This is a genomic window from Planktothrix sp. FACHB-1365 (assembly GCF_014697575.1).
Lineage (GTDB): Bacteria > Cyanobacteriota > Cyanobacteriia > Cyanobacteriales > Microcoleaceae > Planktothrix.
In genome coordinates this window covers 43,450-68,642 of sequence record NZ_JACJSC010000028.1, presented here as the reverse complement: position 1 = coordinate 68,642, position 25,193 = coordinate 43,450, and the positions used below count along the sequence as shown (strand labels likewise).

Here is a 25,193-nt window from a genome sequence, read left to right as displayed (position 1 = left end):
AAAATAGAAATTAGGCTCTATTTAACCTTTAATACCTAGCTTTTTAGAGGAAAAATTATGAACCATTGCCTCTATCGTTCTCTGGGTTTATTGAGATGTATGGCTATTAAAATATTGTTCAGTAAATGCTTGAATCGGACAGTTAGGCTTGTGTTCAAGACCTAATTCTTGATGACGTTTTAAATAGTCTTCTTCTGTCCAATTGTATTCACTGGCTAAGGTCAAGAGGGTTAACACTCCCGCACGCAAACCCGATGCACAACGAACATAAATAGGTTGAGATGCGGTATTTAAAGCTTGGTTAAAGCTTTGCAGCACGTCTGGGTTGAGGTTAGGAGGAGAAACAGGAATACTAATATAATTAAATCCCAGTTTTTCCACCTCTTCAGCTTGCATTTTTTTGCCTTCTTGGGGTGTACATAAATCAATGATGGTACTGTACCCTTGTTCAGCAATCTCTTGCAGTTCTTCGGGGGAAGATAAATTCCCAATGGCTAAGGATGATGTAACAGTTTGAAACATGATGTAATCCGATGGTTATTATTGTTAGAATGGCACTAGAAACCGGGTTGATAACCCAATTTTTTTTGACTAATCCGATTTCTATTGCTGTTGTTAAACCCACCAAGGTTGAGCTTGAGTTCGGGGATCTAATTCTGTCCAGGGAGAAATCCAAATTTGGTTATTTCTAACCGCAACATGAACTAATTTCAACGGTAAAGGTGCTGGCCCTCGTAAAACTGAACCATCGGCACTATAACGGGAACCATGGCAAGGACATTGAAATTGTTGATCAACAGAATTCCAAGGAAATGTACACCCTAAATGGGTACAATTATTGACAATTCCCATCGGATTTAAACGGCTATTTTCTTCAACAATCAAATAGGTTGGATCTCCCGCTAAACCCGCAACTAAAGCACGAGTTCCAGGGGTTTCAGCTAAAATTTGGCTAGCAGGAATGGGATTTCCTAAGATATCTTTTGCCAAAATTGCCCCATCTTCTCCACTTTCTGCCGGAGGAAGAACATATTCAACTACAGGATAAAGAACGGCTCCCGCAGTGGTCGCAACAACTGCACCTGTCAAAAAATTCAGGAGTTGACGACGGGACAGAGAAGGACTTTCCAGAGGTAGGCTATTTTCCATTAAAGTTCAGTTAGGAGAAAGCCGACTTCTCGTTTAAATCTGAAGAAGCCGGGGATTAAAAAAGGGAAAGCAAGACGCGGTTAGAAGGAATCAAAACCGACAGTTCAGACGTGGATCACTTCAATGCCAAAGTTGGCACTGTTGATCGCCTCGGCGTTTATAAGTGCTGAAACCTGCAAGGAATAAAAGTTAGGACTTACACACAGTACCCAAGAAATCAGGTTTCTGGCTATTTTTCAGGATGGAAACTTGATTTTCGCTCCAGAAACCTGGCTTCTGCATCAGCCCATTGGGTAAGTCCTAGAGTTAGAGGATAAATATGCAGGTATATTAATATTGCCATTTAGTTATATGATTGTCAAGGCAATTATAAATTTTTTTATAAATCTATCTTTCTATAAAACTATATGGTAGGATAGTCGTGTTGCTATTTCCCCCCAAGGAGTGAAAAACCATGCTGTTTCGCCAACTTTTCGACCCAGAAACCAGTACCTATACTTATCTAATTGCGGACGAAACAACTCAAGAGGCGGTTTTAGTTGATCCTGTGTTAGAGCAAGTAGAACGAGATATCACCCTATTAGAACAATTAGGATTGACCTTGCGTTATTGTTTAGAAACCCATGTTCATGCGGATCATATTACCGGAACTGGAAAACTCAGAGAACGCACTGGATGTTTAGGAATTGTTCCCGAAAACGCCATTGTTAATTGTGCTGATCGCTTGATTAAAGATGGGGAAATTTTAGAGATTGGAGATGTTAAAATTAAAGCGATCGCAACCTTGGGACATACCGATAGCCACATGGCGTATTTAGTCAATGGGGAGCGATTATTAACTGGAGATTCCTTATTAATTCGAGGCTGTGGACGTACCGATTTTCAAAGTGGAAATGCGGGATTACTCTACGATCATATTACTCAAAAATTATTTACTCTGCCCGATCAAACAGCCGTTTATCCCGGTCATGATTATCAAGGAAGAACGGTTTCAACAATTGGAGAAGAAAAACAATTTAATCCTCGGTTTGTGGGCAAAGATCGAAACAGCTTTATTGAGATGATGAATAACTTAAATCTACCCAACCCGAAAAAAATTGCTGAAGCAGTTCCGGCGAATCAACTCTGTGGAAATCAAGCCTAAAGCAAGATAGTCTGCAAACCTGATTAAATGAATGATTCCCGATGTAATTACCTGACTTAAAATATGGCTAACTTTATTACTGACCAATTACAATCAATTGATGCTGAAACCTTAAAACAATGGCTTGATCAGGATGAAATTACCCTGATTGATGTTCGAGAACCATCTGAACACGCAGGAGAACATATTTTTGGGTCAATTTCCATACCTTTATCAACCTTTGACCCCTTAAATTTACCTGTGAATGGCTCAAAACCCTTTGTTTTTTATTGCCAAACCAGCAACCGCAGTAGCCAAGCGGCTCAAAAATTGTTTGCTTTTGGGTTTAAACAGGTCATGCACCTACAAGGGGGATTAAACAGTTGGAAACAAGCCGGATATCCCACCATTGTCAATAAAAATGCCCCCATTAGCATTATGAGACAGGTACAAATTGTTGCGGGTTCCTTAGTCTTAATTGGCACCTTATTAGGCGCATTTGTTTCTCCCAATTTTCTATTTTTAAGTGGATTTGTGGGTGCTGGATTACTGTTTGCCGGAATTACAAATACTTGCATGATGGCACAATTATTGGCAAAATTACCTTATAATCAGCGTGTTTAAATTGGCATCAATGCAACAATATTTTCCGATTTTAAACTGGGGATTCAATTACAAAAAAACAGATTTAACCGGAGATTTAACGGCTGGAATTATTGTTGCAAGTTTGTTAATTCCCCAGGGAATGGCTTATGCAATGCTGGCAGGTTTACCCCCAGAAGTTGGGCTCTATGCCAGCATTTTTCCTCAAATTGTTTATGCCTGTTTAGGAACCGCTTCCATGCTGTCGGTGGCTCCGGTGGCGGTCGATTCTTTAATGGTTGCAACGGCGGTTAGTGCGATCGCCAAAGAAAACACACCGGAATATTGGGGATATGCCTTAACCTTAGCGTTATTAGTCGGAATTATTGAACTGTTAATCGGAATTTTCCGGTTAGGATTTGTCGCTAATTTCCTCAGCCAAGCGGTAATTTCTGGCTTTATTAGTGCCGCCGCTATTCTGATTGGATTTAGCCAAGTTAAACATCTATTGGGAATCAAAATTCCTCAAACTGAATCGTTTTTAAGTACCGTTACTGCTATTTTTCAGGAAAGTCCTCATCTTAATGGCATAACGTTGACATTAGGAATAATCAGTTTAGTCTTCTTACTCTATTTTAATCGAGGTTTAGGACAATATCTCAAATCCAAAGGAGTTCAGGAATCAATTATTATTCCCCTCACCAAAAGTGGGCCGTTAATGGTGGTGATCGGGAGTTCAATTTTAGTAGGATTACTGCATTTAGATCAATTTTTTGGGGTAAAAGTGGTGGGAGAAATTCCTAAAGGGTTTCCGCCTTTGACTCTCCCTAATTTAGATCTAAACCATCTGCAATTATTAGGAACCTCCGCCTTAGCCATTAGTTTTGTTGGCTTTATGGAAGCGTTTTCAGTAGGGCAATTTTTAGCCAGTAAACAACGCAAAAAAGTTGAAGCCAATCAAGAATTAATTGCCTTGGGAGCCTCAAATATTACCGCCTCATTTACGGGAGGCTATCCTATCACCGGAGGTTTAAGTCGTTCTGTTGTCAACTTTTCCGCCGGAGCAAATACCGGGTTAGCATCAGTCATTACCGCCGTATTCCTGATGTTAACAGTTTTGTTTTTAACGCCTTTATTCTATTATTTACCTCAAACCAGTTTAGCCGCCATTATTTTAGTCGCCGTTGGCAATCTCCTCGACTTTCCGACGCTAAAACGGTTATGGCAATATAATAAACTGGATGCAATTACCTGGTGCGGTACGTTTGTTGCGGTTCTGTTTACCCGTGCAGAACAAGGAATTATGATTGGGGTTTTGATTTCTCTGCTATTACATTTAGTCCGAACCAGTAAACCCCATATTGCCATTGTTGGACGGGTGGGAAATACAGAACATTTTCGGAATATTCTCCGTCATCCGGTAACAACTTTCCCCCATATTTTGGCGGTGCGAGTCGATGAAAGTTTATATTTTGTGAATACGAAATATTTAGAAAACTATTTATTAAAGCTGGTGACAGAACAGAAAGAAGTTGAATATTTACTTTTGGTTTGTAGTGGAATTAATTTAATTGATGGCAGTGCTTTAGAAACGCTACAACGCCTGATTGAGGATTTAAAGGGGATGGGAATTGAATTTTATTTATCCGAAGTCAAAGGCCCGGTTTTTGATCAATTAGAAAAAGTTGGGTTTGTGGATAAATTAGGACGCGATCGCATTTTCTTAAGCACAGACCAAGCCATGAAAGAATTATCTCAACGAGTTTCAAATTCAGCCCAATCATAATATTTTAAGGGGTATAAAGGGTTGGAAAACCCAACCCCTACAATAAAATAGGGTAACCTCTCCGGTTCTTTGTTACCTAAAGATGAGATAATTTAATCGTCTTGTCTGAATCAGGATTTTTATGCACGATTCTAGTGTAAAATCACCGACCCGTAATTTTTCCCTCCTGGCTCCTGTACCTGAAATTCATTTGATTTCTGCTCAGGAGGTCTGTGAACAGGAGGGAAAAGTAGCCTTTGGAAGCCGTGAATTTGAAGTGTTTCGCAAAATTGACCTAGATCGTAATGAACGCCCTGTGAAGGTGTTAATTTATGCCTCTGAACAAGAAAATCGCTCCTTTATTCCTAAAGTCACCTGGCAAGGATTATATATTGGTCATAGTGATTCGAGGCGCGGTCGCCATCCCCAAGGCATGAAATATCGTCCAGCAACGGCAGCAAATGATGCCTTAGATGCCGCGATTTTTTGGGAAGTCACCGATCTCAGACCCTTAGAAATTCCGGTCAATATTTCTAACTTCAAAGGATTAGGAAAAAAAGAACCTTTTGCTTCGCGATTTGTGCCCGAAAAACCTTTAATCATTCAATACTTTTAACAGGTCATTGAAGGAAAATTGATTTTTCCACTAAGTCAATTAATTAAACCTTTTGTAATTTAATAGAGTCAAACCTGTAAGCCAGCCTTCCGAAAATATTTCGTAGGCTATATTTGTTCTAAGAATTAATAGCAACTTTAAAAAAGTTCAGAAAAATTTTATTATTTTTTATTGTATTTAAAAGTTACCATCATATTACCTAAATTTACAATTTTAAATTATTTAATTCTTCCAAGAGAGTATTAATAAAATCCTGAGTCTGTGTTAAATTCAGTTGTCCAAACGCTTGCCATTCTTCCGGTGTAATTTTATCATTACTTTGAATTACTTCTTGTATCCAATAGGGTAAATCAGTGGGGTTAATAATTAATTCCTGGCTTTTTTCCAACGCATTTTGACCTAAATTTTCACCATTATATTGAGTCACTAAGCATAATTTTAGTAACTTAGCTAAATTACTTTCAGGAGGAATTGAGAGTAAAAAAGCCATTGTTTGAGCCAGGGTATTTTTGTTAAATTCCATAAAATTCTATTCCTTTTTTTACAGGTTTATGCTAGAAGAACAGATCAAGTATTATTAGGATTAAGGATGTTTTGATCCGTCAGGCATTATAGCACCTTTGAGATAGGCTCCCCGCAAGTCATATTGACTGACAGTCGCACCTCTGAGGTTCGCACCTGTTAAATAGGCATTTTTCAGATCTGCGCCACTCAGATTCGCATTGCTGAGATTTGCACCACTTAGATTTGTATCTCTTAAATCAGCACAAATTAGGTTGGCATAATTCAAATTAGCACTACTCAGATTCGCGTAACTTAGTTTAGCAAAACCCAAGTTAGCATAACTCAAATTAGCACCCGTAAAGTTGACGCGAGCGAGTAAAGCATTTCCCAGATTAGCATGATTTAGATCAGCATGATTCAGATCAGATTTCGTTAAATTAGCTTCGCTTAAATCAGCTTTAGGAAGATTAATTCTGACTAATTTTGCTCCGGGTAGATCTAAATTATTTAAAGCTACTCCATCCTGATTCAAATCTTGTAAAGCAATAATTCTGGCGGGACTCACTTTGACCCCATGAGCCGCATCAATAACACTCCAAGCTTGATAATGGAATTCTTTTTTGCGGTCAGGAATTTCTTTAACATATAGAATGATAGCCACGATGATACTAATCCCTTCAACTGCTCCTAAAAGTCTAGCGACAAACGAACCTTCAGGACTCATTAGTAAGACTCCAACCAAAATAGAAACAATGACAAGAGCGACTAACCAAGTTGGTGACTCCCAAAACCATTCATTAATTTTTTGAAAACTATATTTAAAACTATTTTGAAGGGGTTTTAGGGGTTGTAATATCAGTCTTATAACTTGACTTAAATTACGTTGCTGAGGTGTCGTATTCTCTCTACCCTTTTTCCCCATTTTGGGTGAGACAGTTTCCCCAATTGATGAGGAAAATGGGATTGCATTGACTTCTGGTTGTTCTAGTTTGACAGTGGCATTTATTCCTGCACCTTCTAACATTAAATTAGAGGTTGTTGTGTAAATCTCAAGCCAAGCTTGTGCGACTTCTGGAGTCCAATCTTCTTGTAAATAATCGGCAAAAGTGTTGAGTAAAATATCGCCCATCAGGGGATAGTATTCTGTAACTATACCATAGCCTTTATGTCTAGCGCCTAAATCTTTAAGAACCGGAATTAACGCTTCAGGTGTGCGTAAACCTTCGACCAATAAAATCAGAGAATTCAGAAGTTTTTTCCCTTGCTTCTCCATATCAATTTTACCAAATAAACGTTGAGTTTCGGGATAAGCTTCAAACAGATTTTCATAAAAACTAGCAACAAATTCGACCGCACGGGGTTTGATTTTTTCAAAGCTCGTTTCAACAAGTTCTATTTGTGCCGTTGTCGATAATTGTGGGGTTGTTTCTTTAGCTAAGGAAACGGATATTTGAGGCACTGACGGAGGGTTTTCTATCTCTGGCTGTGTGCTTAAATCAGAAATATCTACCCCTGCCCCTTCTAACATTAATTGAGAGGTTGTTGTGTAAATCTCAAGCCAAGCTTGTGCGACTTCGGGAGTCCAATCTTCTTGTAAATAATCGGCGAAAGTTTGTAATAAAATCTCGCCCACAAGGGGATAATATTCTGCAACTGTGCCATAGCCTTTATGTCTAGCTCCTAAATCTTTGAGAATGGGAACTAACACTTCAGGCGTGCGTAAACCTTCGACTAATAGAATTAGAGAATTAAGGAGTTTTTTCCCTTGCTTATCCATATCGGTTTTACCAAATAAATGCTGAGTTTCTGGATAAGCTTCAAACAGATTTTGGTAAAAACTAGCGACAAATTCGACTGCATGAGGCTTAATTTTCTCAAAGCTAGTTTCAACGAGTTCGATTTTTAAATTTGAATAAGATGATTTCATATTCATAATTATGGTTATCCTTATTGGATTTGAGGACTCCTTTCTGCTAAATGCTTTGAATTAGTTGAATATTGGGTTCCCTAGTCTTACCGTTTTTAGGTGTAGAAATATCCAAATCAACCCATTCTGTTTCGATTTCAGCTTGTAATTGTTGACAAAAGCGATCTAAAGGTAAGTCATTGCGATCATAACCAAAAGGATTTTCAATTTCTACACCAATATCTTCTATTCCTAATAAGGCAAAGCTAATAATTCCCACAACCGGAATGGTAAACCAATCTAGTTCTTGGACAAATTGAAAAGGTAAAGCAAAACAATATAACAATAATAAATGTTTGAGATGAATGGAATAAGGTCTAGGAAGTGGGGTGTTTAAAATTCGTTCACAACCACTTAATAACATGATGATTTGGTCTAAAGAGCGATTTAATTCAATGAAAAATCTATAGGGAATAACTTTGTCATCATAATAAAGCTGGCGAAAATATTCGGCAAACCAATTGATAATTCTAAGGGGAACATTATTGGCTTTTGTGAGTTCTAAATAATCTGATTGAGTCATTAATGCTGCTATACTATTATCAAGGGTTTCATCTCTTAAATTCAATTTAATCGTTATTATTAATATACCCACTAATCTAATATGGGCTATTTTTTTTCCTAAGTCTTCAGCATTATTCGTGGGAACAATTGTCCAAATATTCCGACACAAAATTCGACCTGCATTGAGCAAATCATGCCACAGTTTACAACCTTCCCAAAATCGATCATAAGCGGTATTGGTTCTAAAAACTAATAATAATCCCAGGACAACCCCAGGAATTAAAGTTGCGAGAATAGGTTGATTTACAGCATATCCTTGGTGATAGGCAATTGTGATCAGTAAAGCAAAGATCATCGTCGCTATTACTCGCCGCCAAATAGCCAGAATAACCGAATTTCTTAAATCAATTGCTAAGTCTAACCAAGTTGAGTTTTTGATTAATTTCATCATGAAGTTTGATTGATATTAAGGGGCTAATTAGAGCACAATTATAGAAAACTATTGAACATAATCTAATAGAACTTTTAGAAATTTATCTAAAGATTGAGCGGGTGTTTCTTTCCTCCAAACAGCAGCAGATCGAGCGTAGTATAGGGGATGGTGTAGCTTGACAAACACCGTTTGGGGATGGGGTAGTGCTTCTGCCTCGATGGGCATAACTGCGACCCCTTGCCCTGTGGCAACCAAAGCAATCATTGAGGCATGACTATCAGCAAATAGATGTAAATTGGGGGTAAAGCCAGCGCAACGGCAAACATCGTGAATCCGATCATTTCGCCCTGGAAATGTTTCCTCAGACATCCCGATAAATTTTTCAGATGCAAGTTCAGCTAGATTAATTGAGGATTGATCTGCAAGGGGATGTTGATTAGATAGCAGAGCAACAATAGGCACTTTCTTAATACATTGGATCATAAATTCTTCTGATAAATCATCAGGTGGATTGCCCATAAAGGCAATATTAATCCCCCCATCTCGCAATGTTTTAACTTGCTCACTCGGCGACATCTCCCGAAAACTTACGGAAATTTGAGGATAAGCAAGTCCAAATTTCTGTAGGGTTTGACCCAGAAAACTCTGGAGAATAGTTGGGATATAGCCAATGATTAAAGGTTGATCTTGATTGGCGTAATCAGCCTTGATGGTTCGCACAGAAACATCACTACGATTCAAAATATCTTTAGCTTGTTCGAGAAAAAATTTCCCTGCTTCTGTGAGTTTTAATCCATCCGGTTGTCTTAAAAAAAGCATAACATTCAGTTCCTTTTCAAGATCTTTGATTTGGCGACTTAACGCAGGTTGTGAGATATACAACCTTACAGCAGCACGGCTGAAGTTAAGATTTTCTGCAACCGCAACAAAATATTTTAGATGGCGTAATTCCATGAATACCCTAAAAAAATCGGTATGTTTTATAACTATAGCTCTATTATTTTTAAGCATACACATCTACAAAAAAATCCAATACAAGCATGGTAGATTACCTACATTCCTAGTTTTTTGAGGCCGTAAATTCATGTTTAAAGTATTCAACAAGTTTTGTTTGACCATTCTTTTAGCGGGTGTTCTACTATTCACAACTGGAATAGTTTCTGTCTCAGCACAAAATGTTGATATTCAGATCAAAGATGTTCCTCCTCAAGTTTTGCTTTCTGCTAAACGGGTACTTCCTAATGCCAAATGGACAATGGCTAGCTGGGATTTAGGGGATAATGGCTTACCCGTCATTGAAGTTGAAGGCACTCTCAACGGAAAGAAAGTTGAAGTAGATGTTTATACTGATGGTGGTATTGAAGAAGTAGAACGTGATATTTCTGAAAGTGAAGTTCCTTCTGAGGTAATGACAGCACTGAAGAAATATGTACCTGGATTTCAAATTACTTCAGTCAATAAATCTGAAACCAGTAGTGTTATTGATCGTTATGAGTTTCATGATGCCAATGATATGTCTGTTAAAATTGGAGAATTCGGTCAGCGAATCTTGATCACATCAGAAGATGCAGGTCACTAACTTTTAGTTAGGGATTTATAAGGCTCCTTTTTTGAGTTTTGAAATGGCTAAGGGTTTATACCTTTAGCCATTTTATTTATACCTAAATAATGAACGGTAATTTCTTACCTAAAACTATCCTTACTCTTGCATCCCAGCATAAAGTAATCGAGCAAATAACCTCGCTCCATCATCTTTTTTAAGTTCAGAATAGGAGGGATGTTTACGAAAACCCACTGACCTCAAATCTGATAATAATTCCGGGTGAAATTGACAAGTAAAGGATCGCCGAATCAACTTACTTTCAAAATCTTTATAGTTGATACAGGTAGCAGAACATTCAGTAAGGATTTCATCTTCATGGGCTGTTGAACACAGAATTTCTATAGCATAAGGCATTTGCATTAGCCAAGAGAGAGGACTTCCTGCGAGAATATGACGATGGGAAATTATCGTATCATGGAGTAATCGATAGGCCCAATTTGCAAATAAAATGGCTTCTTCATTCACTTCATCTGAGTGGAACATGGCAATATTTAGTTCATGTTCGTATTCGATAGAAGTATCAATTACTCCTTCAAATTCATCGGCGGTTACTTCATGGGTGGTAATTAATTCTTGAGGAATTCCTGAACTTTCACTATCAGGAGATTCATAATGATGTAACTGGCGATCGCCCACTTCTTTAAATTCGTTTGGCCCCACAGCAAATTCAGGATCATGCCAACTTCGAGCCACGATATTACCATTCTTTTTCTTAACAGAAAGAGAATTCCCAATCCTTTCAATTTCTTGACAAACATTTTGCAAGGCTTTGAGGGTTTTTCCTGATAAATCGTTCTCTAATTGGCTTAAATTAAGTACCTGCTGCACCGCCTTTTGAATCAAATTAATGTGTCCTTGGGCGGCTAATTGATGTCCTAAACAAATAAAAATTGCGGGGGCACTGGTTGGTGTTCGAGATAACAGTAACTTTTCCACAAATAGATGTAAATCTGCGAGAGACGATTTGCTCCCTGCAAAGGTAGAAGCATCGCGGACTGATGGATCTCCTCCTTCTAAAACCACCGCTAACCCTGAAGAAATCACCGGAATAATTGTTTCAGGATCGAGTAATCCTGACGACCATAAAGGAAACAAAATTGAGTCACAGTCCGCAATTGTTTGGGCAATATAGGCAACATTTAGAGAGGCTCGAACGTGCTCCCCTAAAGGATTATAACCCACGTGTTCCCAAGGTTCAATAATGGCTAAAGCATTCCGAAAAAGTCGAGGATGCTGCATCAGAAATTCAAAATCCGACTGACAGTTAATCACCTTTTCTAAAGGTTTACCTTTCCCCCACTCAAAGGCTTCATTTTCCGTGAGTAGAGATTTATTGGGTAAGGGGGTTGGTGAATGACGATTGGCGATAAAATATCCCAGCAAAATGTGTACAGATTCAAAATCAGAGCAACCTTCGTTTAAATATCCGGGTTTGAGTCGCCAATCTAACATCATAATTTTCCTGAGTTTTTAGGTAGCGTTTTTAATTTATGATAGTTGTATTATATTGACCCGAATTATACCCTTAGTTAGTCTTGTTAACTTGACTATCAATCCCCTCCCCTTTAAGTTTTTGGAACACCTGCCCTTGCCAATAAAACACCGATTTGGACACAAATCATCCCGACGACGGCACTTCCGAAAAAATAAAGGAACATCGTCTGGGTATCGCCCTTGGCTAAGAAACCATTGGCTTCTAAACCGTAGGTCGAAAAGGTCGTATAGGCTCCGCAGAAACCCGTTGTTGTCATCAGTCGCAGTTCAGGTGTGATCTGTCGAATATTCTCGATCGCTAAAGTTAAAATATAAGCAATCAATAAACAGCCGGTGACATTAATAAAAAATGTGCCGTAAAAGCCAAAATCTTTTCCAAAAAGCACTTTTGAAAATTCAGTGACATAGAAACGACTTAATGCACCAAAAATAGCCCCAATTGCCACAGACAGGGCAAAACGTCCTTTCAAAAACTCCATGTTTTTTCCTAAAATTAGTTGTGTTCAGTTTGTTCGAGAGCAATCTCAACTTTTGTTTATGCAGGAGGTACAACAACGTTGGCGATCGCAACACCTATCATCACTGCTATCAAACCCAAAATTGCACTTCCAGCCCAATAAAAAGCGGTCGCAACGGTTTGTTTATTCCGCCAGAGACTTAGAGTATCAAACCCGTAGGTTGAAAATGTGGTGTAAGACCCTAAAAATCCGGTTCTAATCAGTAAATCTAATTCTTTGGGATAGCCTGTAATTCCTTTGGAAATCGTAAAAAAGAAACCCATTGCTAAACATCCCGTCAAATTAATGACAAATGTTCCATAGGGAAATTTCGGCCCTAATTTAGCTTTCGTCCATTCAGTGATTTGATAGCGAGATAGTGCGCCTGGAACTGCACCTGCCGCGATCGCTAAAACATTAGTTATGTCAGACATGAGATAGAATTGATCCTGTACTACATTTTAATTGACTCGGCTCTTTTGGGTTTAGGATAAAAATGTAGCTTAAGTTACACAATGTTGGTTTTAAAGGACTGGAAATATTTTGTCCTAATCAACACTGATTTTGCTAAATTCTGTCCTACCCAGAAGAGCCGTTTACTGTCAAACAGATTTGATATTTAAACCCAATAAAAAACTGCCCTTTTCTAAAGGTGACTTCAGTTAAGGTCAACTCCAAGTTAGTTTGGGGGGTTTATTGACAAGAGAGACTTGTCACTTGCCATTATGCTATGAACTGCTTTAATTTGTAAAATGAATATTTTAAATTGTAGATATGCAGCAAATTGATATTAGGCAAATAGACTTAAATTTGCTGAGGATTTTAAAAGTTCTACTTGATGAAAGTAACGTTACTAGAGCCAGCGAAAAGTTAAATTTGAGTCAATCTGCGACGAGCCATGCTTTAAATCGACTTCGGAAAATGTTTAATGATCCCTTACTAGAGCGTACTAGCACGGGAATGCGTGCCACTCCTAGAGCGTTAGCGTTGCAAGCAGCCCTCGAAACAATTCTTCTCGATATAGAAAGGTTGGTTCAAGAACCCATTTTCCTTCCAGAACAAGCTCAAGGAACGATTCGGATTGCTGCTTCAGATTATGCAACGACTGTGATCCTTCCCCGGGTTTTAAAAGAACTTTTTCGCCAAACTCCTGCTATTGATATCGAGTGCTATTATTGGAATTCTGAAACTTTAGAAATGCTCAAAAAAGGAGAAATTCATCTGGGTTTGGGTGTAATCGACCTAGAAGAACAAACAGAGTTTAAAAAACAAAATTTATTTAAGGAACATTTTGTATCCATTGTTAGAGCCGAACATCCGATTCTTGAAGCAGATATTACCCTGGAATCTTATACGGCTTGGCCTCATATTTTAATTAATGTTACAGGCTTACCCATCTACTCTATTAAAAAATCATCTAAAAGTCATGTTGACAGAATATTAGAGGAATTAGGCGTTGAACGTCGAGTGATTCTAAAATTACCTCATTTTCTGTCGGCTCCCTTAATTATTAGTCAAACGGATTTTATTTTGACCTTACCCCGTCGCATTGCTTTACTATTTGCAGATGCGGCTCATATCACTTTATTTGAACCCCCAATTGATTTGGGTGAGTATCACTATATGCAAGTTTGGTCTAAAAATTATGATAATGTTCCCTTTCAAATTTGGCTCCGCAATCTGATTATTTCTCAAACTCAAGACTTGTAATCGTAGGGAACAGGGAACAGGGAACAGGAAACAGTAGGTTATTACAAGGTTTAGTTAAGTCTTAGGGACTCCGAGCTTCGTACTCCGGTCTTCTGATTCCTGACCTACAACCCTCAACAGACAACAGACAATAAAAAAGAGAGAGTCGCGTTGGCAACTCTCCCTACCATCAGGGTGCATCTACATACCATAATATAACGTTTTTAGGATGGGGGGTCAACCCCCCTATTTAAAGATTGTGTAAAAAATTTACAATTATTGTTAAAGTTCTGTAAATCAGGGGACAGGGAATAGGGAACAGCCAAGCCAATGGTCAATACCTTTACTTTTGCAAAGCTTAACGGAGTTATAGGTTTTTTAATAAATCTTTACGATTAATCCATGTAACAATAGAGAACAAGTTAAAAAATCATAATCAATTATCTAGGGAGGTCATGAATGGTAGCCCTCACTGACCGTGTAAAACAAAATCGTTTAACCATTGAAGTTAAAGACATTGCTGCTGATACCACGGCAATTCGTTCCCTAGATTGGGATCGGGAAAGATTTGACATAGAATTTGGTCTGCAAAATGGTACAACCTATAATTCCTTTATCATTCGCGGGGAAAAACTAGCCCTCGTTGATACATCCCACACTAAGTTTCGCCAACTGTATTTAGATACACTGAAGGGATTAATTAATCCTGCGGATATTGACTATTTAATTATTAGTCATACTGAACCTGATCATAGTGGCTTAGTTAAAGATGTCCTAGAACTTGCGCCTAATGCTACGGTGGTGGGGGCGAAAGTGGCGATTCAATTTTTAGAAAATTTAACCCATACGCCGTTTAAAAGTAAATTAGTCAAAAATGGCGATACTTTAGATTTAGGAAATGATCATGTTTTAGAATTTGTTTCCGCCCCGAATTTGCATTGGCCGGATACCATTTTTAGTTATGATCGCAAAAGCCAAACGTTATTTACCTGTGATGCGTTTGGAATGCACTATTGTTCTGATCACACCTACGATGAAAGTTTAGCCGATATTGAACCGGATTTTCGCTTTTATTATGAGTGTTTAATGGCTCCTAATGCCCGTTCGGTGATTAATGCCATGAAACGCATGGAACCGTTAGGAGAAATTACCACCATTGCCACCGGACACGGCCCTTTATTACGGCATAATTTAAAAGAATTAACCGGACGTTATTGGACATGGAGTCACGAACAAACGAAATCGGAAACCAGCGTCGCGGTGTTTTATTTCTCCGATTATGGGTATAGCGATCGCCTTTCCCAAGCCATTGCTCACGGGATTACCAAAACAGGTGTGGCGGTAGAAATGATGGATTTACGCACGGCTGACCCGCCAGAAGTGCGCGAATTAGTGATGAGTTCTGCGGGATTTGTAATTGGAATGCCACCTGTTTCGGGGGTCAATTCTGAACTGGCAGAAGAAGCAATTAATACTATTATTGCATCGGCTCATAATAAACAAGCTTACGGTTTATATGAGTCAGGAGGGGGAAATGATTTATCAATTTATCCGTTGCAAGTTAAACTCAATGATGCCGGATTAAAACAATCTTTTCCTTCAATTCGGATTACAGAAACCCCCCACGATACCACCTATCAAACCTGTGATGAAGCGGGAACAGATATCGGACAATGGTTAAGTCGGGATAAAACCGTTAAGCACATGAAATCCCTGGATACAAACTTAGATAAAGCCATGGGACGCTTAAGCGGTGGGTTGTATATTATTACGGCTCAAAAAGGAGAAGTTAGCAGTGCTATGTTAGCTTCTTGGGTGACTCAAGCGAGTTTTCAACCGTTAGGATTAACCATTGCAGTCGCTAAAGATCGGGCCATTGAAGCATTAATGCAAGTCGATGATCAATTTGTACTCAATGTTTTAGCGGAAAATAATTATCAAAAATTAATGCGACACTTCTTAAAACGATTTGCTCCGGGAGCCGATCGATTTGAAGGAGTTAACACCCAAACCGCTAACAATGGCAGTCCGATTTTAACAGAATCCTTGGCTTATTTAGAATGTCAAGTGCAAAGTCGGATGGAGTTAAGTGATCACTGGATTGTTTACGCTACTGTTGATAATGGACGGGTGAGTGATCCTGATGTGCTACCTGCGGTTCATCATCGTAAAGTCGGTAATCATTATTAACCTGAATTAGATCCCCCCTAACCCCCCTTAAAAAAGGGGGAACCGGAATCTCAAAATTAACCTGAATTAGATCCCCCCTAACCCCCCTTAAAAAAGGGGGAACTGGAATCTCAAAATTAACCTGATTCAGGGGGATATTTAACACTGAGGAAAGAGCAAAAAAAATTTTTAATCCAGAATTATGCATAATCAAAAACCGCGTGATGTTCAAGTTTTTTTAATTGGAAATGATACAAAAGTTGTGCGATCGCGCACTTGGGATCGATTAAAATTTGAAGTGGAATATTCTCTGCAACGGGGAACAACGGCAAATAGTTATATTATTGAAGCCGAGCAAACTGCAATTATTGATCCGCCAGGAGAATCCTTTACCCAAAATTATATTGAAGCGTTACAAAGTCGCTTAAATTTAGAAGAGTTGAATTATATTATTTTGGGTCACTTTAATGCTAATCGGGGGGCAACATTAAAGGCTTTATTAACATTATCACCCCAGGCAACATTCGTTTGCTCTAATCCTGCTGCGTTAGCCTTACGAGAATATTTTGAAGATGAAAACTTAAAGATTTTAACCATCAAGGGGGAAGAAACTTTAGATTTAGGTAAAGGTCATCAATTACAGTTTATTTTAACCCCGACTCCCCGTTGGCCCGATGAAATTTTAACCTATGATCCGGCTACGGAAATTTTATTTTCCGATAAACTATTTGGGGCGCACGTTTGCGGCGATCAAGTGTTTGATGAAGGATGGTCAGTGTATAACGATGATCGACGGTTTTATTATGACTGTCTTCATGCCGCCCAAGCTAAACAAGTGCTCTCGACTCTCGATAAAATTAAAGACTTACCTGGCATTAAATTCTATGCAACAGGTCATGGGCCGTTAGTGAAATATGGCATGACTGAGCTAACCAATTTATATCAACAATGGAGTGAAAAACAAAAATCTAATGAATTAAATGTGGCATTAATCTATGCTTCAGCCTATGGAAATACGGCTACCGTTGCTCAAGCGATCGCTAAGGGTTTAACCAAATCCGATGTGGCTGTAGAATTAATTAATTGTGAATACGCCAAATCTTCAGAAATTCAAGAAGCGTTAGAAAAATGTGATGGGTTTATTATTGGTTCACCGACCTTAGGCGGTCATGCACCCACCCAAGTTCAAACCGCTTTAGGGGTGATTTTAAATACCGCTTCTACGAATAAATTAGCAGGTGTTTTTGGGTCGTATGGCTGGAGTGGAGAAGCCATTGATTTATTAGAAGGTCGCTTAAAAGATGCGGGTTATAAATTTGGTTTTGAACCCATTCGGGTGAAATTTGCCCCCACCGATGTCACGTTACAAATGTGTAAAGAAGCGGCGGTTGATTTTGCTCAAACCCTCAAACGCACCCAAAAACGGCGGGCGTTTCGTCCCACAGCCACTTCATCGGGGGCCGATCGTACCGCCCAAGCGATGGGGCGTCTGGTGGGTTCGTTGTGTGTCGTCTCCGGTCGTCGGGGCGAGGTGTGCAGCGCCATGTTAGCGTCCTGGGTATCCCAAGCCACCTTTAACCCTCCGGGGTTTACCGTCGCTGTGGCGAAGGATCGGGCTTTGGAACCTTTAACCCATATTGGAGATCAATTTGTTTTGAATATTTTGCAGGAAGGAAAACAACTGCGAAAACATTTTCTAAAACGATATGAACCCGGAGAAGATCGGTTTGTTGGCATCGAAACAGAAGAAGCATCCAATGGTTGTTTGATCTTAAAAGATGCCTTAGCTTATCTGGAATGTGAGGTTAAAAATCGGATGGAATGTGGTGATCATTGGGTGATTTATGCCACAGTTAATAATGGTCATTTATTACATCCAGAAGGGGTTACGGCTGTTCATTATCGCAAAACGGGAACACAGTATTAAGCAAAAATTTAACTTTTGTCAATCACTAGCCAGCAAAACAGGCAATATGCTTGTTTGCTGGCTCAAAAAATACCGATTAGCTATTACCTATTGCCCCTAATTAGGTATGACCCAAACTTTTTCAATTGAGCGTACTCTCAAAACCTTTAGTCAACTGCAAACTCAATTCAATCTTCAGCGCAGCACTGATGATCAATTTTTTACTGAATGGTTAAACTCTGACAACGAACTAACACAACAGGAACAACAAGTTCTTGATGCTATTCAGCAAAAATACGTTTATCAACTCTCAGACAATCAACTTGGAGAAGAAACGATTAAATTAATTGTGTTATCTCCACTGCTGAATTTAGCTGGTTTTTTTGATGCCCCTTTTCGCTTTAAAACGGAAACAACTGTGCAAATTACAGTAGATAGTAATGATATTATTTATCGAGGGAGGATAGATGCACTGATTTTGCTAGAAACACTTTGGGTTGTGGTGATAGAATCCAAAGAAACGAGTTTTTCTTTAGAACTGGCTTTACCACAAACCTTAGCTTATATGTTAGGGACTCCTACACCAGAAAAGCCTGTTTTTGGAATGGTAACCAATGGTGGAAATTTTATCTTTGTTAAACTCCAAATCCAAGAATTTCCCCAATATGAATTATCGAATATATTTTCTCTCCTTCCCCGTCGCAACCAACTCTATGAGGTGTTGCAAATTCTCAAACGTTTGGGACAAATTGCAATTCAGTCAAACCAAAATTAGAAAAAACCATGAACATTCAACCCCCGAAAACATGGCCGACAACGGTTGAAGAGGCGATGGTAATTCAAAACCAACTTAAATCCTTAGTTCGGACAACCGATGAATTAGAAACGGTTAAATATGTGGCTGGGGTTGATGTGGGATTTAAAGAGAATTATACCATTTCTCAAGCCGCAGTTGCAGTCTTAAGTTTTCCTGATTTAAGTGTACAAGAAACTGCGATCGCTCAACGTCCAACCACCTTTCCTTATATTCCTGGGTTTTTATCATTTCGAGAAGTTCCTGTAATTTTAGATGTCTTAGAAAAATTAACAATAACCCCTGATTTAATTATCTGTGATGGTCAAGGAATTGCCCATCCTAGACGATTTGGGTTAGCTTGTCATTTAGGGGTATTAATTGATCAACCCACCATTGGGGCGGCGAAATCTTTATTAATTGGAAAACATGATGATCTCCCGGCTGAAAAAGGCAGTTGGAAACCGTTACAGGATAAAGGAGAAATTATCGGTGCAGTCTTACGTTCGAGAACGAATGTTAGACCGCTTTATATTTCCCCTGGTCATCGGATTAGTTTAGAAACCTCTATTGATTATGTGTTAAAGTGTATTACTCAATATCGTTTACCTGAAACCACCCGATGGGCGGATAAATTAGCTTCTCATACTTAATTTTTATTATACACCCAGTCCCTAATTTAATCGGTTAATTTTAAGTAAGATTTAAGATATTTTAACCCTAACCAAGCCAACCCACAACCAATAATATAATAGGGAAAATCCCACCAGGAAAATGTTGTTCCAAGTAATAACCGACCCAATAAGGTTGTACGAATTACTTCTAAGAAAGGCGGTTTCCAGAGTTGTGCAAACTCTAAAATAGAAGTAACAATAAAAACCCAAAATGCAACCCATCCAGGGGATAAAATAGGATTAATTAAAACCACTAAAAGCACCCAAAACATTTCATAAAATACCCCACCTACAGAATTATTCAGCCATACATCAAACGGCCCCTTATAAAATTTACTGGCTAATCCAATGGGAATTAAAGCAATTAAACTGATTAAAATAATTTGTTGGTATTGCTTGTTCTTCATGATTAAAGGCAGTTTTTGGGGTTCAGGTTGTTGTTGGGCTTTAACAGAAAATTTAGGGGCTAAAGCCCAACGACGAACTATTTAATTTTAACGCCTCGAATGGAATAATCTAGTAATTCCATTGGGTGCATTAACGGAATATCTTTTCCTTGCAATTGTAAATGCTTTTTAATTTGTAATGAACAACCTGGGTTTGCAGAAGCAATTAATTCAGCACCCGTATTGGTTAAATTTTCCACTTTTTGTTGTCCCAATTCCTCAGCGACTTCCGGTTGTAATAAATTATAAATCCCAGCACTTCCACAACACAACGCAGCATCGAGGGGTTCTCGTAAGTTTACCCCTGGAATTTGTTGCAAAAGTTGACGAGGTTGGGAACTAATTTTTTGTCCATGTAATAAATGACAAGCATCTTGATAAACCAAGGTTAATTCTCCTGTTTCTGTTACAGGGGACAACGGTTTTGTTAAACCAATTTCGGCTAAAAATTCTTGGACATCTTTAACTTTTGCTGCAAATTCTTCAGCTTGTTCTCGATATTGAGGGTCATCTTTCAAGATATGTCCATACTCTTTTAAGGTATGACCACATCCCGCCGCATTAATAATAATCGCATCCACATTGGTTCCCGAAAATCGATCAATCATTTGTTTAATTAACGTATGAGATTGTTCGGTTTGTCCTTGATGTTCGGGTAACGCCCCACAACACCCTTGATTTCTGGGAATTACAACTTCACACCCATTGGCGGTTAAAACTCTCACCGTTGCTTCATTAACCGGATTAAAAAATAACCGTTGAACACAGCCTAAAATTACCCCAACTCGATAACGTTTTTCCCCTTGGGCGGGAATAATAACCGGGAAATCCTCTCGAAACGCCTCAGCAGTAATTTCAGGTAAAATAGATTCCATTGCGGCTAAACGAGGAGAAATTTTGGGTAATAAACCCGTTGTTCTCACAATTTTTTGTACTCCTAATTTTTGATAGATGAAAAGCGGAATTAAAAACGCTCTTAAACGGTTGGGATAGGGAAATAAATTAAAGATTAAGGTGCGAATTAAACGGTCTGGTAAACTGCGAGGTACATTTCGTTCAACTTGGGGGCGAGTGGCGGTAATTAATTGATCATATTTAACCCCAGATGGACAAGTTGTAACGCAGGCTAAACAGCCTAAACAACTATCAAAATGTTGGGCGGTTGTTTCTCCTAAAGACGCATCATTTTTGGAAATCGCATCCATTAAATAAATTCGTCCCCTAGGAGAGTCCATTTCTGTTCCTAACACTCGATAACTGGGACAAGTAGATAAACAAAATCCACAGTGAACGCAGGTACTAATAAAATTGGAATTAGGAGGATTAATTGAGTCAAACCCTGGAATTTCATCCGAGGTTAAATGGGGGTTTTGTCCTAAAAAATTACTGTCTTTTGCCGGAATTAATTGAGATTCAGCAACAAAGTCAGAGGTTGGCATTTTAACAAAATTCTCCTATGATTATAGATCAATTAAATTCCACCGACAAAGCGATTAGGGCTAAACTGATTTTGAGGATCAAATTGTTTTTTGATTTGGCGCATCAAATTTAACGCATTTCCTGAATATCCCCAAACTTCTAACTGTTGTTTTAACTCTAGGGGTGCTTTTAAAAGGGATAAAAATCCGCCTTGAGATTCGCACCAATGTCTTAAGTTTAACAAGGTTTCTGAAGAAACGCTTTCAAACCGTAAAACTCCTAAACCAACTCCAGCATGAATAACGCCTAGGGTTTGACATTGTATCAAGGTTTTAACCGCAGAGGTGGGAGTAATGCCAATTTTACAAAGAATAGAAGTGTTAGATTCAGATTGCCAAATTTGCTGTTTTAATTGTTGCCATAAATTTGCCTCATCAGCGTCAAAATATATGGCTTTTAACCCTAATTTTTCTCCCAGTTCCATTAATCGTTGACTTTGTTGTTGTACACTTTCAGGAATACTTTGAAACTGAACAACTAAACCGATATGATCTCCCAATCCTAATGCTTTTGAAAGATTAGTAGAGATTAAATCCACCGCAACGGGAGTTAAAGCCGAAGATAATAAGGTTTGGTTGACTTGGGTAATTGCTTCCGGTTCTCCGGTTAAAATAACGGTTCCTGAAGATTCCGCTTGGGGATAAACTCGTAGGGTAATTTGGCTAATTATTCCCAAGGTTCCATAGGAACTGGTGAATAATTTCATTAAGTCATAACCGGCTACATTTTTAACAACTCGACCTCCCGCTTTAGCGATTTTCCCATCATAACGAACAATAGAAATCCCCAAAATCATATCGCGGATACTGCGATAACGTTGTCGTAGAGAACCTGTATCACCTGTGGCAATAATTCCACCAATTGTTGCTCGTTCTGGATAGGTGGGATCGAATCCTAAAAATTGGTTTTTCTGATCTAAAATAGCTTTTAATTCGGAAAATTTCATTCCCGCTTCTACTGTAACTGTTAAATCTCCAACAGCGTGTTCAATCAGTTGATTCATTCGTTCTGTACTCACAACAAAATCAACAGATTTAATCAATCCTCCCCAATTAATTTTACTACAAGAACCACAGGGTAAAACCCTCAATTTCTCTTGATGAATATAGGCAATGACTTGAGCTAATTCATCTTGAGTTTGAGGATAAATAATCCCTTGAAGCGTTGTTTCGGGTGCGAGGGATTGTATGATTTGTTGTTGTCGCAGGGGTTCGATTTCGTCCCAGGGTTGGACATTAGCTTCCCCTACGATTTTCTCGAATTCCTGTCGGTTTTTAAGGTCGGTGGTAGAAATCACGTTGATTCAAAACAATAGATTGATTTGAGCAAAAATTAAGTTATAACTATTCTAGCAGCGAATAGAGAATCGGGAACCGATCAGGAAAAATAAACTTTAAGCAGTCAGCCGTCATTATTTTGAGGAGAAAGTTATGGAATTTAAGGATATTATCGCATTAATCCATCCTGTATTAGCGGTGGGTTTTGTGTTTCCCCTGATTGGCATTTCTGTTTATATGGCATGGCAAACTCGTCAACGTCGTCTCTCCCGTTCTAATCAAGAGAATAAAAGTAAAATTCCGGCTATTGTCGGACAAGAACATTTAAAAATCGGTCGGTGGTTAACTGGTTCAATCGTGGGAATTACCTTAATTGCTTTAGCCTATTCTATTTATTTTAAAGGTGTTTTTAAGGAGTTATCGCCAGAAAAAATACCTCAAGCTATTTTTATTGTTTTAATGTTTATATTCACGCTTGTTTCTCTAATTTTACTGTATCGAGCTAAACCAAATCAACCCCTATGGCGAGGAATTTTTGCCACCTTAACGGGAATGGGAATTGTCGTGATAGGATGCCAAGATGGAGTTTTTAGACGAGGGTACGAGTGGCAATTTTCTCATTATTATTATGGGGTAGCAGCAGCCTTATTAATGATTTTTTCCTTAGCGATTGTACCCGATATTTATAAATCGAATCGCTGGAGAATAACCCATACCGTTCTCAATTGTATCGCTTTATTATTATTTTTAGGTCAAGGCATGACGGGAACGAGAGATTTATTAGAAATTCCCCTCAGTTGGCAAGAACAACATCTCTATCAATGTGATTGGAATCAGAGAACTTGTCCTCAACCGCCTAAAAGTTAAGGATTAGAATTTTGCCCTCCAAAACCCTCTAACTTTTGGGGGTATCCGTTGGTTTTATTTTCGGCAATTTGTCGGATTACGGATTGCAATTCAGGAGATAATTCTAAGGGAATGCTTCCCCGAATATTGACATCTCGTTGAGGAAAGGGAATCTCGATCTTATATTGTCTAAAAAGGGATTCTATTTGAAAATAAAGATCACTTTTAATTATAAACTGACGGCTAGGTTTAGAGATCCAAACTCTTAATTCAAAATTAAGTGAATTGTCTCCAAAACCTTTAAATAAAACTTGAGGAGAAGGAAGAGATAAAACTTCAGAATTAGTTTTTGCGGCTGATAATAATAAATCTTTGACAATCTCTACTCTCGACTTATAGGCAACCCCCACAGATAAGCGTAAACCAGAAATGGGATTGTCATGATGCCAATTAATCAGTTCTGATTCTAAGAAACGAGAATTCGGGACAATAATAGAGACTTGATCTAACGTTTTAATCACCGTACTGCGAGCACCAATTCGTTCGACCGTACCCATATAATCCCCCACTTCTACAAAATCTCCGACTTGAATGGGACGTTCAAATAACAAAACTAAACCACTCCCAAAATTTTTAGCAATATCTTGAAATCCAAACCCAATTCCAATCCCTAATGCACTGGCTAAAATCGTTAAAGAACTTAAATCTAACCCCCAAACTTGTAATAAAACAATTGTTCCCAAGGAAATAAACCCATATCGAAAAATCACCGCAACCACTTCTTGAGCACCTCGACTAATGCGGGTGGCATTTAAAACACGAGATTGTAAAAGGTCGGTGATGACTTTAGCAAAAACGATTAATCCCCAAACTAAACTCACTAAAATTAATAAGTCAGGAATAGAATAAGACGCTTTATTAATGGTAATCAGTTTAGAAGTTAAGGTTGAAATTAAGGTTCCCGTTAATCGATAACTTAAAATCCGAGTAAACGGAAATTGATTGGTCAGATAGAGAATGATAGCTGTCCATAATCCTAATCTTGTACCTGCCAGAGTTAAACTTAAAAATAACTCTATATTTTGGGGTTTATTTCCTGATGGAGAGGATTCAGGAGTAGACTTAATAAATAATTGAAAAAATCGTCGGAGTGAGTGATGCCAAAACCAACCCAATCCCCAATGAAATAAGCCTCCAAAGAACAGCACTAAAATGGTTTTAAAGGTTGCTTTTTTTAGGAAATCAAGACTGCGTTCTTTCCTCGCTTCCTTAACCGCTTCTTGAATTTCAGAACGCCAGATTTGAGCTTGATCTTCAGGAAGATTTGGCTTTTGTGTATCTTCTTGAGTCACTGTCAGTAAATAGGAATTATTCAGCCAAAGGGTGGGTTGTTCATTGATGGGTTTAACTTTAACTTCTATGGGTTCTGTTGATATTGCCGCTTGTTGTAATTTGGTACTAATCATTTCTGCTCGTTCTTGAGCGGTCAAATTTTCGGCTCCACTGACTTTAAAAATGGCTCGTCCGTCTAAGGTTACGCCAGCAATATTAGATTGAAATAAGGGTTGAAATTGTTCCTGTGCTGAGGCGGGAAACCCGAACAGATAAATCAGGCAGATCAACACAAGCAAAATAATTTTGCTGAAGTTATTTCTTAACATGATTTTAAGGTTTTTAA

24 protein-coding genes are annotated in these 25,193 nt (G+C 38.5%); 11 read left to right on the top strand and 13 right to left on the bottom strand.

What is annotated here, in order from left to right; all coding sequences use genetic code 11:
- Nucleotides 1–87: 87 nt before the first annotated feature.
- Nucleotides 88–522, bottom strand: a complete 435-nt coding sequence (locus tag H6G57_RS23060; protein WP_190522894.1) for a beta-lactamase hydrolase domain-containing protein — start codon at nt 520–522, stop codon at nt 88–90.
- Nucleotides 523–615: 93 nt separating this feature from the next.
- Nucleotides 616–1,149, bottom strand: a complete 534-nt coding sequence (gene petC, locus H6G57_RS23055; protein ID WP_190522892.1) for a cytochrome b6-f complex iron-sulfur subunit — start codon at nt 1,147–1,149, stop codon at nt 616–618.
- Nucleotides 1,150–1,603: 454 nt separating this feature from the next.
- On the opposite strand from petC, the gene H6G57_RS23050 reads away from it, so the two are divergent.
- The 4 genes from H6G57_RS23050 to H6G57_RS23035 all read left to right on the top strand — a co-directional run bounded on the left by H6G57_RS23050 (nt 1,604) and on the right by H6G57_RS23035 (nt 5,235).
- Complete coding sequence (locus H6G57_RS23050; protein WP_190522890.1) at nt 1,604–2,293, top strand: MBL fold metallo-hydrolase; 690 nt, start codon at nt 1,604–1,606, stop codon at nt 2,291–2,293.
- Nucleotides 2,294–2,356: 63 nt separating this feature from the next.
- A complete protein-coding gene (locus tag H6G57_RS23045; RefSeq protein ID WP_190522889.1) occupies nt 2,357–2,896 on the top strand; it encodes a rhodanese-like domain-containing protein in 540 nt (179 codons plus the stop codon).
- Between the two features lie 10 nt (nt 2,897–2,906).
- Nucleotides 2,907–4,640 carry a SulP family inorganic anion transporter gene (locus tag H6G57_RS23040; protein WP_190522887.1) on the top strand — a complete coding sequence of 578 codons (1,734 nt, stop codon included), beginning with the start codon at nt 2,907–2,909 and terminating at the stop codon, nt 4,638–4,640.
- A 121-nt stretch (nt 4,641–4,761) separates the two neighbouring features.
- Nucleotides 4,762–5,235, top strand: coding sequence for a hypothetical protein (locus H6G57_RS23035; RefSeq protein ID WP_190522885.1), 474 nt, complete (start codon nt 4,762–4,764; stop codon nt 5,233–5,235).
- 205 nt (nt 5,236–5,440) lie between these two features.
- On the opposite strand, the gene H6G57_RS23030 is transcribed toward H6G57_RS23035, so the two are convergent.
- The 4 genes from H6G57_RS23030 to H6G57_RS23015 are packed head-to-tail and all read right to left on the bottom strand — an operon-like array spanning nt 5,441 to nt 9,596.
- A complete protein-coding gene (locus H6G57_RS23030) occupies nt 5,441–5,758 on the bottom strand; it encodes a hypothetical protein (protein WP_190522883.1) in 318 nt (105 codons plus the stop codon).
- Between the two features lie 60 nt (nt 5,759–5,818).
- Nucleotides 5,819–7,666 (bottom strand): globin domain-containing protein, encoded by a 1,848-nt coding sequence (locus H6G57_RS23025; RefSeq protein ID WP_190522881.1) that lies wholly within the window; start codon nt 7,664–7,666, stop codon nt 5,819–5,821.
- Between the two features lie 46 nt (nt 7,667–7,712).
- Entirely contained in the window at nt 7,713–8,657 is a 945-nt protein-coding gene (locus H6G57_RS23020; RefSeq protein WP_242049066.1) for a bestrophin family protein, read from the bottom strand.
- 51 nt (nt 8,658–8,708) lie between these two features.
- Nucleotides 8,709–9,596 carry a LysR family transcriptional regulator gene (locus tag H6G57_RS23015; protein WP_190522873.1) on the bottom strand — a complete coding sequence of 296 codons (888 nt, stop codon included), beginning with the start codon at nt 9,594–9,596 and terminating at the stop codon, nt 8,709–8,711.
- Between the two features lie 130 nt (nt 9,597–9,726).
- Here H6G57_RS23015 and H6G57_RS23010 point away from each other — a divergent pair, with 130 nt between their 5' ends.
- Nucleotides 9,727–10,221, top strand: coding sequence for a hypothetical protein (locus tag H6G57_RS23010; protein ID WP_190522871.1), 495 nt, complete (start codon nt 9,727–9,729; stop codon nt 10,219–10,221).
- Nucleotides 10,222–10,341: 120 nt separating this feature from the next.
- On the opposite strand, the gene H6G57_RS23005 is transcribed toward H6G57_RS23010, so the two are convergent.
- From H6G57_RS23005 to crcB (H6G57_RS22995), 3 genes are all read right to left on the bottom strand, one after another.
- Nucleotides 10,342–11,700, bottom strand: a complete 1,359-nt coding sequence (locus tag H6G57_RS23005; protein WP_190522868.1) for a hypothetical protein — start codon at nt 11,698–11,700, stop codon at nt 10,342–10,344.
- A 110-nt stretch (nt 11,701–11,810) separates the two neighbouring features.
- Nucleotides 11,811–12,218 (bottom strand): fluoride efflux transporter CrcB, encoded by a 408-nt coding sequence (gene crcB, locus H6G57_RS23000; RefSeq protein WP_190522866.1) that lies wholly within the window; start codon nt 12,216–12,218, stop codon nt 11,811–11,813.
- A 56-nt stretch (nt 12,219–12,274) separates the two neighbouring features.
- Entirely contained in the window at nt 12,275–12,670 is a 396-nt protein-coding gene (gene crcB, locus H6G57_RS22995; protein WP_190522864.1) for a fluoride efflux transporter CrcB, read from the bottom strand.
- Between the two features lie 340 nt (nt 12,671–13,010).
- On the opposite strand from crcB (H6G57_RS22995), the gene H6G57_RS22990 reads away from it, so the two are divergent.
- The 5 genes from H6G57_RS22990 to nfi all read left to right on the top strand — a co-directional run bounded on the left by H6G57_RS22990 (nt 13,011) and on the right by nfi (nt 19,446).
- Entirely contained in the window at nt 13,011–13,946 is a 936-nt protein-coding gene (locus H6G57_RS22990; protein ID WP_190522862.1) for a LysR family transcriptional regulator, read from the top strand.
- Nucleotides 13,947–14,384: 438 nt separating this feature from the next.
- On the top strand, nt 14,385–16,115 hold the full coding sequence (locus H6G57_RS22985; RefSeq protein WP_190522860.1) for a diflavin flavoprotein: 1,731 nt from the start codon (nt 14,385–14,387) through the stop codon (nt 16,113–16,115).
- Between the two features lie 181 nt (nt 16,116–16,296).
- Nucleotides 16,297–18,021: a diflavin flavoprotein gene (locus H6G57_RS22980; RefSeq protein ID WP_190522859.1), complete on the top strand. Its 1,725-nt coding sequence runs from the start codon at nt 16,297–16,299 to the stop codon at nt 18,019–18,021.
- A 106-nt stretch (nt 18,022–18,127) separates the two neighbouring features.
- Nucleotides 18,128–18,775 carry a type I restriction endonuclease gene (locus tag H6G57_RS22975; RefSeq protein WP_190522856.1) on the top strand — a complete coding sequence of 216 codons (648 nt, stop codon included), beginning with the start codon at nt 18,128–18,130 and terminating at the stop codon, nt 18,773–18,775.
- A gap of 8 nt (nt 18,776–18,783) precedes the next feature.
- On the top strand, nt 18,784–19,446 hold the full coding sequence (gene nfi / locus H6G57_RS22970) for a deoxyribonuclease V (protein ID WP_190522854.1): 663 nt from the start codon (nt 18,784–18,786) through the stop codon (nt 19,444–19,446).
- 26 nt (nt 19,447–19,472) lie between these two features.
- On the opposite strand, the gene H6G57_RS22965 is transcribed toward nfi, so the two are convergent.
- From H6G57_RS22965 to H6G57_RS22955, 3 genes are all read right to left on the bottom strand, one after another.
- Nucleotides 19,473–19,874 (bottom strand): DUF2809 domain-containing protein, encoded by a 402-nt coding sequence (locus H6G57_RS22965; protein ID WP_190522852.1) that lies wholly within the window; start codon nt 19,872–19,874, stop codon nt 19,473–19,475.
- 77 nt (nt 19,875–19,951) lie between these two features.
- A complete protein-coding gene (locus H6G57_RS22960; RefSeq protein ID WP_190522850.1) occupies nt 19,952–21,352 on the bottom strand; it encodes a (Fe-S)-binding protein in 1,401 nt (466 codons plus the stop codon).
- 32 nt (nt 21,353–21,384) lie between these two features.
- Complete coding sequence (locus H6G57_RS22955; RefSeq protein ID WP_190522848.1) at nt 21,385–22,689, bottom strand: FAD-binding oxidoreductase; 1,305 nt, start codon at nt 22,687–22,689, stop codon at nt 21,385–21,387.
- A gap of 133 nt (nt 22,690–22,822) precedes the next feature.
- Between H6G57_RS22955 and H6G57_RS22950 the strand changes: the two genes are divergently transcribed.
- The gene (locus H6G57_RS22950; RefSeq protein WP_190522845.1) at nt 22,823–23,536 is read left to right on the top strand and encodes a DUF4079 domain-containing protein; all 714 of its coding nucleotides are present in this window, start codon (nt 22,823–22,825) and stop codon (nt 23,534–23,536) included.
- Here H6G57_RS22950 and H6G57_RS22945 read toward each other — a convergent pair.
- Nucleotides 23,533–25,176 carry a mechanosensitive ion channel family protein gene (locus H6G57_RS22945; RefSeq protein ID WP_190522843.1) on the bottom strand — a complete coding sequence of 548 codons (1,644 nt, stop codon included), beginning with the start codon at nt 25,174–25,176 and terminating at the stop codon, nt 23,533–23,535. The two genes, H6G57_RS22950 and H6G57_RS22945, sit on opposite strands and share 4 nt — an antisense overlap.
- Nucleotides 25,177–25,193 lie beyond the last annotated feature (17 nt).

Excerpts from the sequence above, each read along its gene's own strand:
- crcB (WP_190522866.1), bottom strand. The coding sequence starts at position 12,218 with ATGGAGTTTTTGAAAGGACGTTTTGCCCTGTCTGTGGCAATTGGGGCT.
- H6G57_RS22950 (WP_190522845.1), top strand. The coding sequence starts at position 22,823 with ATGGAATTTAAGGATATTATCGCATTAATCCATCCTGTATTAGCGGTG.
- H6G57_RS23035 (WP_190522885.1), top strand. The coding sequence starts at position 4,762 with ATGCACGATTCTAGTGTAAAATCACCGACCCGTAATTTTTCCCTCCTG.
- H6G57_RS22975 (WP_190522856.1), top strand. The coding sequence starts at position 18,128 with ATGACCCAAACTTTTTCAATTGAGCGTACTCTCAAAACCTTTAGTCAA.
- H6G57_RS23030 (WP_190522883.1), bottom strand. The coding sequence starts at position 5,758 with ATGGAATTTAACAAAAATACCCTGGCTCAAACAATGGCTTTTTTACTC.
- H6G57_RS23040 (WP_190522887.1), top strand. The coding sequence starts at position 2,907 with ATGCAACAATATTTTCCGATTTTAAACTGGGGATTCAATTACAAAAAA.
- H6G57_RS23025 (WP_190522881.1), bottom strand. The coding sequence starts at position 7,666 with ATGAAATCATCTTATTCAAATTTAAAAATCGAACTCGTTGAAACTAGC.
- H6G57_RS22960 (WP_190522850.1), bottom strand. The coding sequence starts at position 21,352 with ATGCCAACCTCTGACTTTGTTGCTGAATCTCAATTAATTCCGGCAAAA.
- H6G57_RS22965 (WP_190522852.1), bottom strand. The coding sequence starts at position 19,874 with ATGAAGAACAAGCAATACCAACAAATTATTTTAATCAGTTTAATTGCT.
- crcB (WP_190522864.1), bottom strand. The coding sequence starts at position 12,670 with ATGTCTGACATAACTAATGTTTTAGCGATCGCGGCAGGTGCAGTTCCA.
- H6G57_RS23010 (WP_190522871.1), top strand. The coding sequence starts at position 9,727 with ATGTTTAAAGTATTCAACAAGTTTTGTTTGACCATTCTTTTAGCGGGT.
- H6G57_RS23005 (WP_190522868.1), bottom strand. The coding sequence starts at position 11,700 with ATGATGTTAGATTGGCGACTCAAACCCGGATATTTAAACGAAGGTTGC.
- petC (WP_190522892.1), bottom strand. The coding sequence starts at position 1,149 with ATGGAAAATAGCCTACCTCTGGAAAGTCCTTCTCTGTCCCGTCGTCAA.
- H6G57_RS23015 (WP_190522873.1), bottom strand. The coding sequence starts at position 9,596 with ATGGAATTACGCCATCTAAAATATTTTGTTGCGGTTGCAGAAAATCTT.
- nfi (WP_190522854.1), top strand. The coding sequence starts at position 18,784 with ATGAACATTCAACCCCCGAAAACATGGCCGACAACGGTTGAAGAGGCG.
- H6G57_RS22985 (WP_190522860.1), top strand. The coding sequence starts at position 14,385 with ATGGTAGCCCTCACTGACCGTGTAAAACAAAATCGTTTAACCATTGAA.
- H6G57_RS22945 (WP_190522843.1), bottom strand. The coding sequence starts at position 25,176 with ATGTTAAGAAATAACTTCAGCAAAATTATTTTGCTTGTGTTGATCTGC.
- H6G57_RS23045 (WP_190522889.1), top strand. The coding sequence starts at position 2,357 with ATGGCTAACTTTATTACTGACCAATTACAATCAATTGATGCTGAAACC.
- H6G57_RS23060 (WP_190522894.1), bottom strand. The coding sequence starts at position 522 with ATGTTTCAAACTGTTACATCATCCTTAGCCATTGGGAATTTATCTTCC.
- H6G57_RS23020 (WP_242049066.1), bottom strand. The coding sequence starts at position 8,657 with ATGAAATTAATCAAAAACTCAACTTGGTTAGACTTAGCAATTGATTTA.
- H6G57_RS23050 (WP_190522890.1), top strand. The coding sequence starts at position 1,604 with ATGCTGTTTCGCCAACTTTTCGACCCAGAAACCAGTACCTATACTTAT.
- H6G57_RS22990 (WP_190522862.1), top strand. The coding sequence starts at position 13,011 with ATGCAGCAAATTGATATTAGGCAAATAGACTTAAATTTGCTGAGGATT.
- H6G57_RS22980 (WP_190522859.1), top strand. The coding sequence starts at position 16,297 with ATGCATAATCAAAAACCGCGTGATGTTCAAGTTTTTTTAATTGGAAAT.